Genomic DNA, 14,965 nt, shown 5'->3' on the forward strand with positions numbered 1-14,965 from the left:
CGCGCCGCTGGATAAGAATTCATGGTTTGCGAGCCAACCAGTCCAGAGGTCCCAGGCATGAAGGCGTTCTTTCACGACGATCAAAAGCTTCACCATCCGCAGACCTACTTTTCGCGCGGCAAGATGCGCACGCCGCAGGAGGTGCCGTCGCGGCTGGACGGCCTGGTGCAGGCGGCGCGCAAGCTGGGCTTCGACGTCCAGGCGCCGGCCGACGACGGGGCGGGCGCGATCGCGGCGGTGCACAGCCTGGATTACCTGCGCTTTCTGCAAGATGCGCATGAAGACTGGATGAAGCTGCCCGGAGACTGGGGCGGCGAGGTCGTGTCGAACGTCTTCGTGCGCGAGCCCAACGCGCTGCGCGGCGTGCTGGCCAAGGCCGGGCGTTACCTGGCCGATGGCAGTTGCCCGGTTGGCCCGAAGACCTGGCATTCGGCCTATTGGTCGGCGCAATGCGCCATCGCGGGCGCCGATGCGCTGCTGGCCGGCGACCGCAGCGCCTACGCCATCTGCCGCCCGCCCGGCCACCATGCGCGGCGCGATGCCGCGGGCGGCTTCTGCTACCTGAACAACGCCGCCATCGCCGCCCAGCGGCTGACCCGCCGGTTTCCCCGCGTCGCCATCCTGGACACCGACATGCACCACGGCCAAGGCATCCAGGAAATCTTCTACGAACGAAGCGACGTGCTGTACGTCTCCATCCACGGCGATCCCGAGAACTTCTACCCCGTGGTGGCGGGCTTCGAGGACGAACGCGGCGCCGGCGCGGGCTATGGCTACAACATCAACCTGCCCATGCCACACGGCTCGCCGGAATCCGTGTTCTTCGAGCGGCTGGCGCAGGCGCGGCGTGCGATCGCATTGTTCCAGCCCGATGCCCTGGTGCTGTCGCTGGGCTTTGACATTTTCGAGAAGGATCCCCAGGCCATGGTCAGCGTGACGGAAGACGGTTTCGAGCGCCTGGGCCGCGAGGTCGGCGGCCTGAGCCTGCCCACACTGATCGTGCAGGAAGGGGGCTATTACATCGATGGGCTGGAATCGAACGCGACGCGGTTTTTTGCGGGACTGACGGGCGCTGGACGTTAGCGGATGCCCCGGCCAGTCACGCGCCGCCGGCAACCGGCAGGCGCATCGCCACACGCCGCTGCGCGGGCAGCCCGTGCCGGGCTTCGGCTTGCAGCACCGCGTAAAGCCGCGTTCCGGGCAACGCGGTCTCCTCGCGAAAACCCAGCCGCGCATACCACGGCGCGTTCCAGGCCAAATCGCGAAAGGTCGTCAGCGTGACCGCGGACAGCCCCGCCGCCTCGGCATGGCTGCACGCGGCCTGCACCAGACGCTGACCGAGCCCCATCCGCTGATGTTCGGCATCGACCGCCAGCTCCCACACATGCAGGTCGTCGTCAAAGCGCTCCGCGCCTAGAAATCCGCACACGCGCTCGGCGTCCTGCGCCACCCACGCCGTGCCCTGCGCGATCAGGCGCCGATGCTCGGATTCGGACATGACCGCATCGTCCGCGATCCACGCCAGCCCGGGCGCCGCGCGAAACACCGCCGCCGCGGATCGTTCGATGGCGGGCAAGAGGACGGCATCTTCAGGACGAGCGAAACGGATCGACATGGGGCGCAGAAATCTCCAAATGCAGACGCCCGCGATTCTACGCCGCGGCAGTCCGGTGTCTGACACCCTCAGTCCGGTGTCTGACACCCTGGTGAGATGAACTTCAATGCGACCGGCTGTCTCCAGGGTGTCAGACACCGGACTGGCGCGGCCCACCGCCCCCCCGCCCAATGTTTCAATCCCCCCCCCCCGCAATCCGTTGTTTAATCGGCGATCCCTCGCGGGACAATTCGCCTGGGCGGCCGCAATAGGCAGGCCCCGGCGATTCCAACAACAAGATTCAGGATGTCGCACGTGTTTCATGTCATCACCGCGTTTATCGCGCTCTACGTCATCTGGCGCTTCGTCTGGCGTCTGCGCTGGCCGGCTGCCGGCAAGCTGTTGCTGTCGGCATTGGTGCTGCTTGCCGCCGAACATCACCTCATCACCCGCACCTTCTTCGGCACCATGGCCTCGCCCGAGGTGCCCGCCGCCGTCCTGATGGCGCTCGGCTGGGCGTTTGGCGCGCTGATTCTGCTGGCCGTCTTCCTGTTCGTCTCGGACGTGGCGGGACTTGCCGTGTCGTTGTTTTCGCGCCGCCGCGGCCGCGCGCTGCTGGGCTGCCCGCGCCTGCGCGCCGTGTCCGCCGTGGCCGCGCTGGCGCTGTCCGCGCTGGGTGTCTGGCAGGCGGTGCGCGTGCCGCAAGTCGAAACCATCGAGGTCGCCCTGCCCAATCTGCCGCGCGCCTACGACGGCTTTCGCATCGTGCATCTGACCGACCTGCACGCCAGCCGCCTGCTGCAACGCGACTGGATGCAGGCCGTCGTGGCGCGCGCCAATGCGCTTGAACCGGACCTGACGCTCATCACCGGCGACCTGGTCGACGGCACGCCCGCGGCCCGCGCCGCCGACGTGCAACCGCTGGCCGATCTGCGCGCGCCGCATGGCGTGGTGGCGATCCCCGGCAACCACGAGTATTACGCCGAATACCTGGGCTGGCTGCAGGCCTTCGAGAAGCTGGGCCTGCGCATGCTGCTGAACGAACACATGGTCCTTGACCGCGACGGCCAGCCGCTAGTGCTGGCGGGCATCACCGACAGCGTGGCCGCGCGCGTCGGCCAGCCGCTGCCGGATATCGACGCGGCCATGAAGGGCGTGCCGCCGTCGTCTGCGGTCATCCTGCTGAGCCACCGGCCGGTCGGCGCCAAGCGCCACGCGCAGGCTGGCGCCGGCCTGCAGTTGTCGGGCCACACGCACGGCGGCCAGATCCTGGGCCCGCATCTCATCACGCAACTGGCCAACGAGGGCTATGTGTCCGGCATGTATCGGGTCGGCGGCATGCAGCTCTACGTGAGCAACGGCGCGGGCCTGTGGCCGGGATTTCCCATCCGGCTCGGACGGCCGTCGGAAATCACGCAGATCGTGCTGCACGCCGCGCCTCCTGCCTGACGCTGGCGAGCGGGCCACTTCGGCGGCGCATTGACAAGCGCCGCCGCGCTGACTTAGCATTCGGCCCTGCTTTTTCAACCCTTGCCATTTTCTGGGTGCAACCGTGTCTGCCATTCGTCAATTCGCCTGAACGCCGACGAGTACCGTCCTGGTACCGCGGTCAGCCTGCCCGCATTCGCTGCTCAACGCCATGTCATGAGCACACCCCGCCCGGCAGGCGCGGATCCAGGAAGCGCAACACCACCCCATCGCTGCTTCCCCTCCCGTAAAGACTGCGTTGTCGGCTTTTCCCATCTGCTGGAGAAGACCCATGACGCTGGATTTCTGCGCCTACGCGCAATCGCTGGACCTGTTCCGATATCCCCGAACGCCCCACCTGGAAGGCTCGCGCCTGCAGGAAGGCGACGAAGGCAACGGCCACGTGCCCTATCGCACGCTGGCGGGCCAGACCCTTGTCGTTGAAGAAAAGCTCGACGGCGCCAACACGGGCATCAGTTTCAGCCCGTCTGGCGAACTGCTGCTGCAATCGCGCGGCCACTATCTGGTGGGCGGCGGGCGCGAACGGCAGTTCAGCTTCATCAAGGCCTGGGCCGCCGCGCATGCGGACTGGCTGCTGGACCGGCTGGAAGACCGCTACGTGATGTACGGCGAAACCCTGTCGAAAAAGCACTCCGTGTTCTACGACGCGCTGCCGCATCACTTCTTTGAATTCGATGTACTGGACCGCCGCACCGGCCAATTTCTGTCGACCGGCGCGCGCCGCGCGCTGCTGGCCGGCGGCCCGGTGCTGTCCGTGCCGGTGCTGTCCGTGCCGGTGCTGTACGAAGGCCCGGCGCCCGCGCGGCTGGCCGATCTGAAGGCCCTGCTAAAGCCCTCGCTTGCCAAGACGGCCGGCTGGCGCGACGCGTTCGAGGCCACCGTGCTGCGCGAAGGCCTGGACCTGGCGCGCGCCTGGAAGCAGTGCGACAAGTCGGATCTGTCCGAAGGCCTCTACATCAAGGCCGAAGCCGACGGCAAGACGCTCGCCCGCTACAAGTGGGTGCGCCGCGACTTCGTGCAGGCCATCCTGGATTCCGACATGCACCATTCGGAGCAGCCCTACATCCCCAATCTGCTCGCCGACGGCGTCGACCTGTACGCGCCGCGCCTCGCGGTGGACTGGGACACCTTGCGCGGCGCCCCCCGCGACGGAGAGACATCATGAATTACGAACAGATCCGGGCACTGGTTCCCACGCCTGCGCGCAGCGTAGATTACGCCGCGTGTCTGGCGGCCTTTCCCGCGCTGGAGCTGGCCAAGACCACGCCGCAGGACCCGCGCTATCACGGCGAGGGCGACGTATGGACGCACACGCAAATGGTCGTGGACGCGCTGCTCGCGCTGCCGCAGTACCAGGCTGCGTCACGCGCCGACCAGGAGATCGTGTTCCTGGCGGCGCTGCTGCACGACGTGGCCAAGCACAGCACCACGGTGATCGACCCGGTGACGGGCGCCATCGGCCAGCCCGGCCATTCGCGCAAGGGCGCGATCGATGCGCGCATCGCCTTGTGGGACGCCGGCGTCCCCTTCGCGGTGCGCGAAGCCATCTGCCGGTTGATCGCCACGCATCAGGTGCCGTTTTTTGCACTGGAAGGCTCGCGCCGCGGCCGCTCGCCCGAATTCATCGTGCGCGAGCTGTCCTGGCAGCTGTCCCTTCCGCTGCTTGCCATGCTAGCCGAGGCCGACATGCGCGGCCGCCTCTGCGCGGACGCGGGCCGCGTGCTGGACAACATCGCCCTCTTTTGCGAACTGGCGCGCGACGAAGCGTGCTTCGGCCAGCCCCGCGCATTTGCCGATGCGCACACCGCCGTCAGCTATTTCCGCGGCGCGGACGTGCATCCCGACTACGCCTTGTTCCAGGAGCCCGGTTCGCGCGTCATCGTGATGTCGGGCCTGCCCGCCTCCGGCAAGAACACCTGGGTAGCGGCGCATCATCCCGATCTGCCGGTGGTGTCGTTCGACGATGCGCGCGAGGAACTGGGGCTGCGCCACGGCAAGAATGAGGGCATGGTGGCGCACCTGGCCGTCGACCGCGCGAAGGCCCTGCTGCGCGCCCGCGCACCCTTCGTGTGGAACGCCACCAACCTCAGCGAACTGATGCGCAAGAAGACGCTGGACCTGCTGTACGCGTATCAGGCCGACGTGGAGCTGGTGTATCTGGAAAAGCCGCGCGCCGAGCTGCTGCGGCGCAATGCCCGGCGCGACACATCGTTGTCCAACAAGACCCTGACGGGCATGCTGCACCGCTGGGACCTGCCGCTGCCGACCGAGGCGCACCGCGTGGTCTACGCGGTGTAGCGCCGGTCAGGCCGGGGCCGGCGCCAGCATGCTGTCCCGCAGCCGCAGCACGGACGCGCACGACGTGTCGCGATGCGTCACCAGCGACAGGGACAGCGCGCCGTGCGCGTCCGGGTCGGTCAAGGGCACAAAGGCCACATGCGGCGTCGAATAGGCACGGGTCACGCCGGGCACCAGCGCCACACCCAGGCCGCTGGCGACCAGGCTGACCAGCGTCTGCACCTGGATCGCTTCCTGGCTGATGCGGGGCGAAAACCCCGCCTTGTGGCATAGCGCCAGCGTCACCCCGTTCAGCCCCGGCACCTTGGCCGGCGAATACAGCACGAAGTTCTCGGACCGCATGCGTTCCAGCGCGATCGGGCCGGCGCCGGCCAGCGGATGCCCGGCGGGCACGGCCAGGATCAGGTCATCGCGCTCGACCACCCACGAATCCAGTTCGTTGTCTACGGCCAGCGGCCCGCGCACCAGGCCGGCGTCAATTTCGTTGGCGCGCAGCATCGCCACCAGGCCGACCGTGCTGTCCTCGCGCAGATCCAGCTGCACGTCCGGGTATTGCGTCCGGAAGGCGGGCAGGCAACGCGGCAGCAGCATGTAGGTGGCCGAGCCCACGAAGCCCAGCCGCAGCGTGCCCCATTCGCCCAGCGCCACCCGGCGGGCGGCCTGACGCGCCTGGTCGGTATGAAACAGCGCGCGGCGCGCGTCGGCCATCAGCGCATCGCCCGCCGGCGTCGTCGAGACGCCCTTGGCGCCCCGCACCAGCAGCGGCACGCCCACCGCGTGCTCCAGTTTCTGGATCGACACCGACAGCGCCGGCTGCGCAATGTGCAGGGCCTCCGCCGCACGGCGGTAACTGCCCAGTTCGGCAATCGTGACGAACTGCCGAAGCTGGCGCAAATCTATAGCCATAACAGATTCCGTATCAAGCAATACCGAAGCCATATTAGACGCGTATGTGCGGCGCCGATAGGATTTCCGCCATGACCACGCCTCCCTCCCCGACCGTCTCTGCGCTGGACGGCATCCGCATCCTGGACCTGACCTCCGTCGTGTTCGGCCCCTATGCCTCGCAGATCCTGGCCGACTACGGGGCGGACGTCATCAAGGTCGAAGCGCCCGGCGGCGATTCCACTCGGCACACCGGCCCCGCGCAGGAGCCCGGCCTGTCCGCGATCTTCCTGGGGCTGAACCGCAACAAGCGCAGCATCGTGCTGGACCTGAAGCAGCCGGCCGCGCGCGAGGCGCTGCTGACGCTGGTGGACCAGGCCGACGTGCTGATGCACAGCATGCGGCCGGCCAAGATGGCCGCGCTGGGGCTGGACCCCGCCACGCTGTGCGCCCGCCATCCGCGGCTGGTGTATGCCGGTCTGTATGGCTTTGGCGAAGGCGGCGCCTACGACGGCCGCCCGGCTTACGACGACATCATCCAGGGCCTGTCCGGATTCGCCGACCTGGTCGGCCGCCAGACCGGCGCGCCGCGCTATCTGCCCACCGTCGCCGCCGACAAGACCTGCGGCCTCATCGCCGCGCACGCCATCCTGGCCGCGTTGTTCCAGCGCGAGCGCACGGGCCGCGGCCAGCAGCTGGAAGTGCCCATGTTCGAAAGCATGGCGTCGTTTGCGCTGGTGGAGCATTACTACGGCCGCCATCTGGCCGATGCGCCCGGCCCGGCCGGTTATCCGCGGGTGCTGACGCCGTGGCGCCGGCCCTGCCAGACCGCCGATGGGCACGTCTGCCTGATGCCCTACACGGACGCCCATTGGCGCGATTTCTTCAACGCCGCCGGCCGCCCCGACCTGGCGCAGGATCCGCGCTTTGCTGACATCTCGGCGCGCACCCGGCACATCGAGACGCTGTACGAACTGCAGGCCGGCATCGTCGCGGCCCACGACACCGCGTACTGGCTTGCCCTGTGCGAGCGGCTGGAGATTCCGGCCGCGCCCGTTAACCGGCTGGAAGACCTGGAGACCGATCCGCACCTGGAGAGCGTCGGCTTCTTCGTGCCGCTGCAAAGCGCGTCCGGCAGCCAATACCGCTTTCCCCGCAACCCGGTGCGCCTGCAGCAGTCCAGCGTGCCGCCCGCCATGCCGCCGCGCCTGGGCGAGCACACCCACGAAGTGCTGCGCCAGGCCGGCCTTGAACCGTCCACCATCGACGCCCTGCTGCAAGCGGGCGCCGCCGGCCAAGCGCCCTCCCCCTCTTCCGACAACGCCAAGGACACCGCATGACCCAAGACCGCAACGCCGCGCCCGCCGCCCAACTGGGCCAGGGCTACTACTGGCAGGACCTTACCGTCGGCCAGCGCTTCCAGACGTTTCGCCGCACGGTCACCGAGACCGACATCGTCAACTTCATCAGCGTCACGGGCATGCTGGAGACCATCTTCATCGACGCCACCTACAGCCACGGCGCGATAAAGGGCCGGCCCGCCCCCGGCGCGCTGACCTACGGCCTGATCGAAGGGCTGATCATGCAGGGCATGGTGCAGGGAACGGGCCTGGCGCTGCTGGAAGTCCACAAGAAAATGATCGCGCCCGTGGTGGCCGGCGACACGATCTGGGCCGAGATCGAAGTGACCGGCGTGCGCCCCACCTCGCAGCACAACCGCGCGGTGGTCACGTCCGCGATCGACGTCCGCAACCAGCATGGCAAGCCGGTGATGGCCTACACGGCCGTGCGCATGCTGGCCGGCAGACCCGGCTGAATGCCCCTGCGGCGGCACGGGTCCCGGCAGAGGACGCGGCCGTCAGTTCGCAGTATCCATAACAGCACAAGGAGACAACCATGAAAAAAGCAATGCTGGCCGCCACGCTGGCCATCCTGGCGCTGGGAGGCGCCGCAAGCGCCCAGGCCGCATGGCCCGACCGCCCGATCACGATGGTGGTGCCCTTCCCGCCCGGCGGGCCGACCGACCTGGTGGCGCGCGTGCTGGCCAAACAGCTCACCGACCAGCTCGGCCAGACCGTCGTCGTCGAAAACAAGGGCGGTGCCAACGGCAACATCGGCATGCAATACGCGGCCGCGGCCAAGCCGGACGGCTACACGGTGCTGTACAACACCTCGTCCATCGCGCTCAGCCCCAACCTGTACCGCTCGCTGGCGTTCGACCCGGTCAAGGACTTTTCGCCCGTCTCCAGCACGGCCGTCATTCCACTCGTCCTCCTGGTGCATCCCTCGGTGCCCGCCGACACAGCGCCCGCGTTTGTCGACTACGCCCGCAAGCATCCCGGCAAGCTGTCGTACGGCTCGGCGGGCGCGGGCAACGTCACGCACCTGGGCGCGTTGCTGCTCCTGAAGTCGCTGAACATCGACGCGGTCCACGTGCCCTATCGCGGCAGCGCCCCGGCCATGACCGACCTGGTCGGCGGCCAGGTCCAGGTGATGACCAACACGCTGAACGACTCGCTGGGATTCATCCGCGAAGGCAAGCTGCGCGCCCTGGCGGTGACCAGCGAGACCCGCAGCGACCAGTTGCCCAACGTGCCGACGGTGGCGGAAACGGTGGCGCCGGGCTTTGGCATGGGCGCCTGGCAAGGCGTCGTCGTGCCGGCAGGCACGCCCGCGCCCGTCATCGACAAGCTGAACGCCGAGATCCTGCGCGCGCTCAAATCCCCGGAAATGCAGAAGCAGCTCAAGGTGCAGGGCGCGCAGGCGCTGGGGTCGACACCGCAGGAATACGCCGCCTACATCAAGAGCGAGATCGCGCGGTGGGGCGAGGTAGTGAAGGCGGCAAACGTGAAGCTGGACTGACTGCGCAGCCCACGTATTCGCCCATGAGAAACGCCCGCGGCAAGCGGGCGTTTCCTGTTCTGCGGGCGGGCCGGATCAGCGTCCGGCGGCCTTGGCGCTCAGTCCATTGGCCACGCCCATGTCGGTCTTGGGCACGTCGCGCAGGATCACGCGCACGTCTTCGCCCGACATGTCGAGGCTGGCGCACACGGCCTGGTTCAGCGCCGCGATCAGCGCGGCCTTTTTGGCCTCGTCGCGCCCTTCGATCAGGTCCACGTCCACGCGCGCCATGCGCTTGCCGATCTCGCCCGCCACGATCACGTGTTCGGCCGGGATTTCGTGCAGCACGGCGCGCACGCTGGGCACCGGGGCCGCGATGCTTTCGACCACCGCGTTGGACGCCGCCTTCAAGAGAGCGGCTTTCTGGGCGGCCGAGTGGCCTTGCATGATCTGGACGTTCAAGAGGGGCATGGCAGGTTCCGAGGGTGCATGACGAGGAAAGCCGGCCAAGCCGGCCGGCAAGCCATCATATCGTGACTGCGCCCGCGTGCAAGCAGGTGCACGCGGGCGCATGGGGTCATGCCGACGATGCGGGGATCAGGCGGCGGCCTTGCCCTCGCTTTCCTGCTCGGGCTGGGCCGTCAACGCAGCCGCATCGGGCGTGGCGGCGTCGCCCGCCACCTGCGTCTCGGTCAGGGCCGGCGTCACCAGCTCGACGACCTTCTTGCGCGACAGCATGCCCAGGAACTCGTCGTCCTCACCCGTCACGGCGACCGGCTGGTCGCTGTGCACCAGTTGCGCCAGCACCTCGCCCAGGCCAGCCGTGGCCGGCACCGACGCCAGGTCCTCGACGAAGCGGGACACGTCGCGCACGCCTTCCTGCATCGCCTTCTCGGCGGCCTCGGCGGTCAGCACGCCAGCCAGACGCTTGCCATCCAGCACCGGCGCGTACTCGTAGTTCAGCGCCTTCATGCGGTCCACGGCGTGCGCCGGGCGCGAGCGCATCGTCAGCGTCAGGCGCGCCGGATTCACGGCGTGCGTGGCGTTGAGCACCTTGGTGCGGTTCACGTCTTGCAGGAACGACTGCACGTAATCGTTGGCCGGGTTCAGCAGGATGTCTTCCGGCGTGCCCTCCTGCACCAGTTCGCCGTCCTTCAGGATGGCGATGCGGTTGCCCAGACGCAGCGCTTCGTCCAGATCGTGCGTGATGAAGACGATGGTCTTGTTCAGCTTGGCCTGAAGCTGCAGGAGCTGATCCTGCATTTCGCGGCGGATCAGCGGGTCCAGCGCGGAAAACGCTTCGTCCATCAGCAGGATCTCGGCATCGGTGGCCAGCGCGCGCGCCAGGCCGACACGCTGCTGCATGCCGCCCGACAGTTGATGCGGATACTGGTTCTCGAAGCCCGACAGGCCCACCTGCTCCAGCCATTCGCGCGCACGCTTCTCGCGCTCGGCCTTGCCAACGCCCTGCACGGTCAAGCCGTACGCCGCGTTGTCCAGCACGGTGCGGTGCGGAAACAGGCCAAAGCGCTGGAACACCATGCTCATCTTCTTTTGGCGGAAGATTTCCAGGTCGCGCTTGTTCAGGCTGACCACGTCCACGCCGTCGACCAGGATGTGGCCCGAGCTGGGCTCGATCAGGCGGTTGAAGTGGCGGATCAGCGTGGACTTGCCCGAACCGGACAGCCCCATGATGACGTAGATGCTGCCTTCTTCGATGGACAGGCTGATGTCGCGCAGGCCGAGCGTGTGGCCGCTCTTGGCCAGCAGCTCTTCCTTGCTCATGCCGCCCTGGGCGGCCTGCAGCCATTTGTTCGGATGCGCACCGAAAATCTTGTAGATGTTCTTGACTTCGATCTTGCTCATCGCTGGCCTCCCGTGCGCATGCGCTGTCCATACGATTGCGTGATCCGGTCGAACAGCACGGCCAGCACCACGATACCCAGGCCGGCGAGCAGGCCCCGGCCCACTTCCAGGCGGTTGATGCCCAGAAGCACTTCATAACCCAGGCCGCGCGCGCCGATCATCGACGCAATCACCACCATCGACAGCGCCATCATCGTGGTCTGGTTGATACCGGCCATGATGTTGGGCAGCGCCAGGGGCAGCTGCACGCCGAACAGCTGCTGGCGCGGGTTGGCGCCAAAGGCGCGCGACGCTTCCAGCACTTCGCGGTCGACCAGGCGGATGCCCAGGTCGGTCAGGCGGATGAGCGGCGGCACGGCGTAGATGACGGTTGCGATGATGGCGGGGATCTTGCCCAGGCCGAACAGCATCACGACAGGAATCAGATACACGAAACTGGGCATCGTCTGCATCACGTCCAGCACGGGCAGCATGCCCGAGCGCAGCCAGTTCACCCGTGCCATCAGCACGCCCAGCGGAATGCCGATCAGCACCGACAGGCCGGCGGCCATGATCATCAGCGCCAGCGTCTGCATGCCGGCGTCCCACAAGCCCAGCACCCCGATGACGCACAGCAGCGCGCCCATCGCCAGGCTCAGGCCGATGCGGCGGCTCACGCCGTAGGCGATCGCGATGGTGACCGCGACCACCGCCCACCAGGGCGAATTGCGCAGCAGTTGCTCCAGCCACACCAACGCGTGCAGCACGGGCTGGGACATTTTTTCCAGCGTGTCCGCGTAGTTGGTGACCAGGTGATCGACGAAACCGTCGATCGCCCCCCGTACCTGACGGGCGGGAATAATTTCAGGAAACATACATTCGACTCCATTCTGGCGCGCTCGCCGCCCGTGTCGCCACCGGGCACGCTGGCGCAGGACAAGACATCGAGACTGAGACTGGCGCCAGGCACCCGGAAGGACCGCTGATTGCGCAAATCCATTCCGCATCGGTGCCCGGCACCGGAATCACTGCCACCGCGGGTGGCGGCACAAGCACGCTTGCCGGGCCGGACGCATGCGCCCGGCCGGCGGCCATCCCGGCAAAGAGTTCCGGCCCCTTGACGGGCCGGTACGCGCCACCGCGGCGCGCAGCCAGGATCACAGTGCTTTACAGCGCGCTTTGGACGCGCCCGGCGACGTCGGCGGGGACCCACTTGGTCCAGACGTCGGGTTTGTTCTTCAGGAACCACTTGGCCACGGCGTTGGACTCATCGCCGGACTCTTCCATGTGGGCCAGGGTTTCATTGATGACCGGCAGCGGCACCGAGACCTTGGACAGGAATTCGGTCAGCTTGGGCGCATCTTCGGAGAACTTGGTGTTCACCGCGGTAAAGACAGGGTTGTCGGGGTAGGCGCTGGGCTCGGGCTTGGCGCACTTGGGCGACGTCAGGCACTTGTGCTTTTCAGCATCGTAGGCCGGCAGGTCCAGCTTGACCAGATCCATGGCGCCGACCAGCGGCGTGGGCGACCAGTAATAGAAGACCACGTTCTGCTTGCGCTTGTAGGCCGACATCAGGGCCGCCTTTTGCGCAGCGCCCGTGCCGGGCGAGTACAGCGTGTAGGCGTCGTCCAGTTTCAAGGCGTGGAACAGGTTGTTGCTGGTGACTTCGCAACCCCAGCCGGCCGGGCAGCCATAGAAACGGCCCTTGCCGGGTTCTTCCGGATCCTTGAATTCATCCTTGAACTTGGGCAGGTCCGCCGCCGACTTCAGCTCGGGCAGACGCTCGGCCGTGTACTTGGGGATGTACCAGCCTTCGGCGCCCATGTACAGATCGCCGATGCGCTTGACCTTGCCGGTCTTCTCGGCGCGGGCCCAGGGATCGGCCACGCTGTTCAGCCAGATCTCGGTGTTGATGTCCAGATCGCCGCGCTCAAGGGCGGCCAGGGCGGGCAAGGTCTCGGTGGGCAGAGTTTCGGTCTTGCAACCGTAGCCCTTTTCCATGATGAATCGTTCGACGTCGACCAGGACCAGGTTGGATTCCCAGTTCATGGCGCCGAACATGACCGGACGCTTGAGTTCACATTGCGGAGCGTCGGCGGCTTGAGCCGTGCCAGCAAACGCAAACAAAACGGCCGCGGCGGCCAGGGACTTGACAGGGGTAAAACGCATTGGCTTTTGCCTCCATAGGTTCAGGCACTCACGCCAGGATGAAAGCCTGGGGCGGCACCGTGGAGCTAAGGGGGTTGTGCGGAAGACGGGCTGAACCGCCAATACAAACCGACACTAGCAACAAGACTGCCCGCGAGGGATGCGGCGTCTTGCAAGACAGGGAGCTTCAAAAACGGGTTTTTGAATACTCACAGAAAGAGAACAAACTGAACGAAGAAGGCAGCATCTTAAACGAAATTGCTGCGCCGCCCAACCCCGGGGGTGAATGAAACAGATACATTCACGGTCAAATTACCCCGGGAAAACCCCAGTAGATCAGGGGGAAACGGCGGATTTCTCCTAGGGAGACCAAACCCGAAAACGCAGATACATTTAGTTAATATTATGTGCCTATTAATACGTTCAGCGCGTTCCAGAGTGCACTGCAACACAGCAATTGGTTCCAGAAATCTCGAACATTCATGCTTTTAAGATGGGTCCAATTGACACCGCGGCCCCTCACTCTCCGGACCGCGATCCATACATATAGTCCCGCCGCCACGGATAAGAGAGATCCCCTGGCCCATCCAGTTCGTCCGCGCGGCCCGTCGCCGGATGCTGGACAAGGATCTGATGCAGCGCGATCCACCCATGCTCGAAGGCCATGGCGCACCCGGCCAGATACAGCCGGTACGCGCGCAGCGACCGCTCGCCCTGGTCCCCGCCCAGGATGCGGGCCGCTTCGGGCAAGCGCGCCTCCAGTCCATCGCTCCAGGCCCACAGCGTGCGCGCATAGTGCGGCCGCAGGTTCTCCACGTCCAGGTCTTCCAGCCCGCCATTGGCCAGCGCCTGCATCACCACGCTGACGTGCGTCAGCTCGCCGCCCGGGAAGATGTATTTCTCGATGAACTCGCCCATCCCGTTGCCCAGTTCGGCGTTGTACACGCCGGCCGCGGTGATGCCGTGGTTCATGATCAGCCCGCCCGGCCGGAGCAGCCGCCGCAGCTTGGCGAAGTAGCTTTCCAGCTGCGCGCGCCCCACGTGCTCGAACATGCCGACCGATGCGATCTTGTCGTAGGGCTGCGATTCGTCCAGCTGGCGGTAATCCAGCAGCATCATGCGGACCCGCCCGGACAACCCCTTCTCTTCGATCAGCCGGCTGACGTGCGCATGCTGGTTGCGCGACAGCGTGATGCCGGTGGCGTCGACGCCGTAGTTTTCGGCGGCCCACAGCAGCAGGCCGCCCCAACCCGCGCCCACGTCCAGGAACCGCTCGCCGGCCGACAGACGCAGCTTGCGGCAAATGAGATCGAGCTTGGCCTCCTGCGCCTGCGCCAGCGTCATGCCGGTTTCGCGGTAGTAGGCGCACGAATAGACGCGGCGCGGATCTAGCCACAGCGCGTAGAAGTCGTCGGACAGGTCGTAGTGGAACTGAATCTGTTTGGCGTCGCGCTCGACCGAATGCCGCCACACCGACATCACCTTGCGCACCAGCTCGGTCAGCCATCCGCCCCGCGCGGCGTCCATGGGCGAACCGGGCAGCAGCTTTGCCGCGGCCGCCATGACGTCGCGCATGCGCCCTTCGATATCGATGCGGCCTTCGACGTAATCCTGGCCCAGCACGCCGACGGCCCCTTCGGCAAGATGGGCCAGCGCGCTCTTGTCGTGCGTCACGAACCGCACGCGGGGGGCCGGCGCGCCGAGCACGGCGCCATCGGGCAGCACAAGCTGCACAGGGACAGGCAGGGCCTGAAGTTTGCGTTCCACGACAGATAGCAAAGGATTCACGGCTTCTCCTCCGGATGCGTAGCGGCGCCAGGGACGCTTTCGGAAAGCACCCGCAATTTTCCTGTAAGCCCGCCCATG

At 66.7% G+C, this 14,965-nt stretch carries 14 protein-coding genes; 7 read left to right on the plus strand and 7 right to left on the minus strand.

All coding sequences use genetic code 11. The features are described 5' to 3' along the window. Window positions 1–57: 57 nt before the first annotated feature. Window positions 58–1,083: a histone deacetylase family protein gene (locus LN047_RS19955; protein ID WP_223576424.1), complete on the plus strand. Its 1,026-nt coding sequence runs from the start codon at window positions 58–60 to the stop codon at window positions 1,081–1,083. 16 nt (window positions 1,084–1,099) lie between these two features. Here LN047_RS19955 and LN047_RS19960 read toward each other — a convergent pair whose 3' ends face one another. Continuing rightward, window positions 1,100–1,615 carry a GNAT family N-acetyltransferase gene (locus LN047_RS19960; protein ID WP_373979992.1) on the minus strand — a complete coding sequence of 172 codons (516 nt, stop codon included), beginning with the start codon at window positions 1,613–1,615 and terminating at the stop codon, window positions 1,100–1,102. A gap of 294 nt (window positions 1,616–1,909) precedes the next feature. Here LN047_RS19960 and LN047_RS19965 point away from each other — a divergent pair, with 294 nt between their 5' ends. The 3 genes from LN047_RS19965 to LN047_RS19975 all read left to right on the plus strand — a co-directional run bounded on the left by LN047_RS19965 (window position 1,910) and on the right by LN047_RS19975 (window position 5,380). After that, on the plus strand, window positions 1,910–3,043 hold the full coding sequence (locus tag LN047_RS19965) for a metallophosphoesterase (RefSeq protein ID WP_373982162.1): 1,134 nt from the start codon (window positions 1,910–1,912) through the stop codon (window positions 3,041–3,043). 310 nt (window positions 3,044–3,353) lie between these two features. Continuing rightward, on the plus strand, window positions 3,354–4,247 hold the full coding sequence (locus LN047_RS19970; protein WP_373979993.1) for an RNA ligase family protein: 894 nt from the start codon (window positions 3,354–3,356) through the stop codon (window positions 4,245–4,247). Continuing rightward, on the plus strand, window positions 4,244–5,380 hold the full coding sequence (locus LN047_RS19975; RefSeq protein WP_373979994.1) for an AAA family ATPase: 1,137 nt from the start codon (window positions 4,244–4,246) through the stop codon (window positions 5,378–5,380). The genes LN047_RS19970 and LN047_RS19975 overlap by 4 nt, the downstream gene beginning before the upstream one ends. 6 nt (window positions 5,381–5,386) lie before the next feature. Here the strand turns inward: LN047_RS19975 and LN047_RS19980 are convergent, their stop codons facing one another. Continuing rightward, window positions 5,387–6,286 (minus strand): LysR substrate-binding domain-containing protein, encoded by a 900-nt coding sequence (locus LN047_RS19980; protein WP_373979995.1) that lies wholly within the window; start codon window positions 6,284–6,286, stop codon window positions 5,387–5,389. 71 nt (window positions 6,287–6,357) lie between these two features. Between LN047_RS19980 and LN047_RS19985 the strand changes: the two genes are divergently transcribed. From LN047_RS19985 to LN047_RS19995, 3 genes are all read left to right on the plus strand, one after another. Then, on the plus strand, window positions 6,358–7,605 hold the full coding sequence (locus LN047_RS19985) for a CaiB/BaiF CoA transferase family protein (protein ID WP_373979996.1): 1,248 nt from the start codon (window positions 6,358–6,360) through the stop codon (window positions 7,603–7,605). Then, window positions 7,602–8,081 carry a MaoC family dehydratase gene (locus tag LN047_RS19990; RefSeq protein ID WP_062842259.1) on the plus strand — a complete coding sequence of 160 codons (480 nt, stop codon included), beginning with the start codon at window positions 7,602–7,604 and terminating at the stop codon, window positions 8,079–8,081. The genes LN047_RS19985 and LN047_RS19990 overlap by 4 nt, the downstream gene beginning before the upstream one ends. 80 nt (window positions 8,082–8,161) lie before the next feature. Next, a complete protein-coding gene (locus LN047_RS19995; RefSeq protein WP_373979997.1) occupies window positions 8,162–9,127 on the plus strand; it encodes a Bug family tripartite tricarboxylate transporter substrate binding protein in 966 nt (321 codons plus the stop codon). 75 nt (window positions 9,128–9,202) lie between these two features. Here LN047_RS19995 and LN047_RS20000 read toward each other — a convergent pair whose 3' ends face one another. The 5 genes from LN047_RS20000 to LN047_RS20020 form a co-directional block, all read right to left on the minus strand. Then, complete coding sequence (locus tag LN047_RS20000) at window positions 9,203–9,577, minus strand: tautomerase family protein (protein ID WP_056322842.1); 375 nt, start codon at window positions 9,575–9,577, stop codon at window positions 9,203–9,205. Between the two features lie 126 nt (window positions 9,578–9,703). Continuing rightward, window positions 9,704–10,972: a glycine betaine/L-proline ABC transporter ATP-binding protein gene (locus tag LN047_RS20005; protein WP_373979998.1), complete on the minus strand. Its 1,269-nt coding sequence runs from the start codon at window positions 10,970–10,972 to the stop codon at window positions 9,704–9,706. Continuing rightward, entirely contained in the window at window positions 10,969–11,826 is an 858-nt protein-coding gene (locus LN047_RS20010; protein WP_056322838.1) for a proline/glycine betaine ABC transporter permease, read from the minus strand. Before LN047_RS20010 ends, LN047_RS20005 begins: the two co-directional genes overlap by 4 nt. A gap of 292 nt (window positions 11,827–12,118) precedes the next feature. After that, window positions 12,119–13,120 (minus strand): ABC transporter substrate-binding protein, encoded by a 1,002-nt coding sequence (locus LN047_RS20015; protein ID WP_373979999.1) that lies wholly within the window; start codon window positions 13,118–13,120, stop codon window positions 12,119–12,121. 498 nt (window positions 13,121–13,618) lie between these two features. Beyond that, a complete protein-coding gene (locus tag LN047_RS20020) occupies window positions 13,619–14,887 on the minus strand; it encodes a class I SAM-dependent methyltransferase (RefSeq protein WP_373980000.1) in 1,269 nt (422 codons plus the stop codon). Window positions 14,888–14,965: the final 78 nt, after the last annotated feature.

Source organism: Achromobacter sp. JD417, from assembly GCF_041879325.1.
GTDB classification, from domain to species: Bacteria; Pseudomonadota; Gammaproteobacteria; order Burkholderiales; family Burkholderiaceae_B; genus Achromobacter; species Achromobacter mucicolens.

Bases quoted from the DNA above. Each gene is read 5' to 3' on its own strand.
- LN047_RS19985 (WP_373979996.1), top strand. From the start codon at position 6,358: ATGACCACGCCTCCCTCCCCGACCGTCTCTGCGCTGGACGGCATCCGC.
- LN047_RS19990 (WP_062842259.1), top strand. From the start codon at position 7,602: ATGACCCAAGACCGCAACGCCGCGCCCGCCGCCCAACTGGGCCAGGGC.
- LN047_RS19960 (WP_373979992.1), bottom strand. From the start codon at position 1,615: ATGTCGATCCGTTTCGCTCGTCCTGAAGATGCCGTCCTCTTGCCCGCC.
- LN047_RS19995 (WP_373979997.1), top strand. From the start codon at position 8,162: ATGAAAAAAGCAATGCTGGCCGCCACGCTGGCCATCCTGGCGCTGGGA.
- LN047_RS19955 (WP_223576424.1), top strand. From the start codon at position 58: ATGAAGGCGTTCTTTCACGACGATCAAAAGCTTCACCATCCGCAGACC.
- LN047_RS20010 (WP_056322838.1), bottom strand. From the start codon at position 11,826: ATGTTTCCTGAAATTATTCCCGCCCGTCAGGTACGGGGGGCGATCGAC.
- LN047_RS20005 (WP_373979998.1), bottom strand. From the start codon at position 10,972: ATGAGCAAGATCGAAGTCAAGAACATCTACAAGATTTTCGGTGCGCAT.
- LN047_RS20015 (WP_373979999.1), bottom strand. From the start codon at position 13,120: ATGCGTTTTACCCCTGTCAAGTCCCTGGCCGCCGCGGCCGTTTTGTTT.
- LN047_RS19970 (WP_373979993.1), top strand. From the start codon at position 3,354: ATGACGCTGGATTTCTGCGCCTACGCGCAATCGCTGGACCTGTTCCGA.
- LN047_RS19975 (WP_373979994.1), top strand. From the start codon at position 4,244: ATGAATTACGAACAGATCCGGGCACTGGTTCCCACGCCTGCGCGCAGC.
- LN047_RS20000 (WP_056322842.1), bottom strand. From the start codon at position 9,577: ATGCCCCTCTTGAACGTCCAGATCATGCAAGGCCACTCGGCCGCCCAG.
- LN047_RS19980 (WP_373979995.1), bottom strand. From the start codon at position 6,286: ATGGCTATAGATTTGCGCCAGCTTCGGCAGTTCGTCACGATTGCCGAA.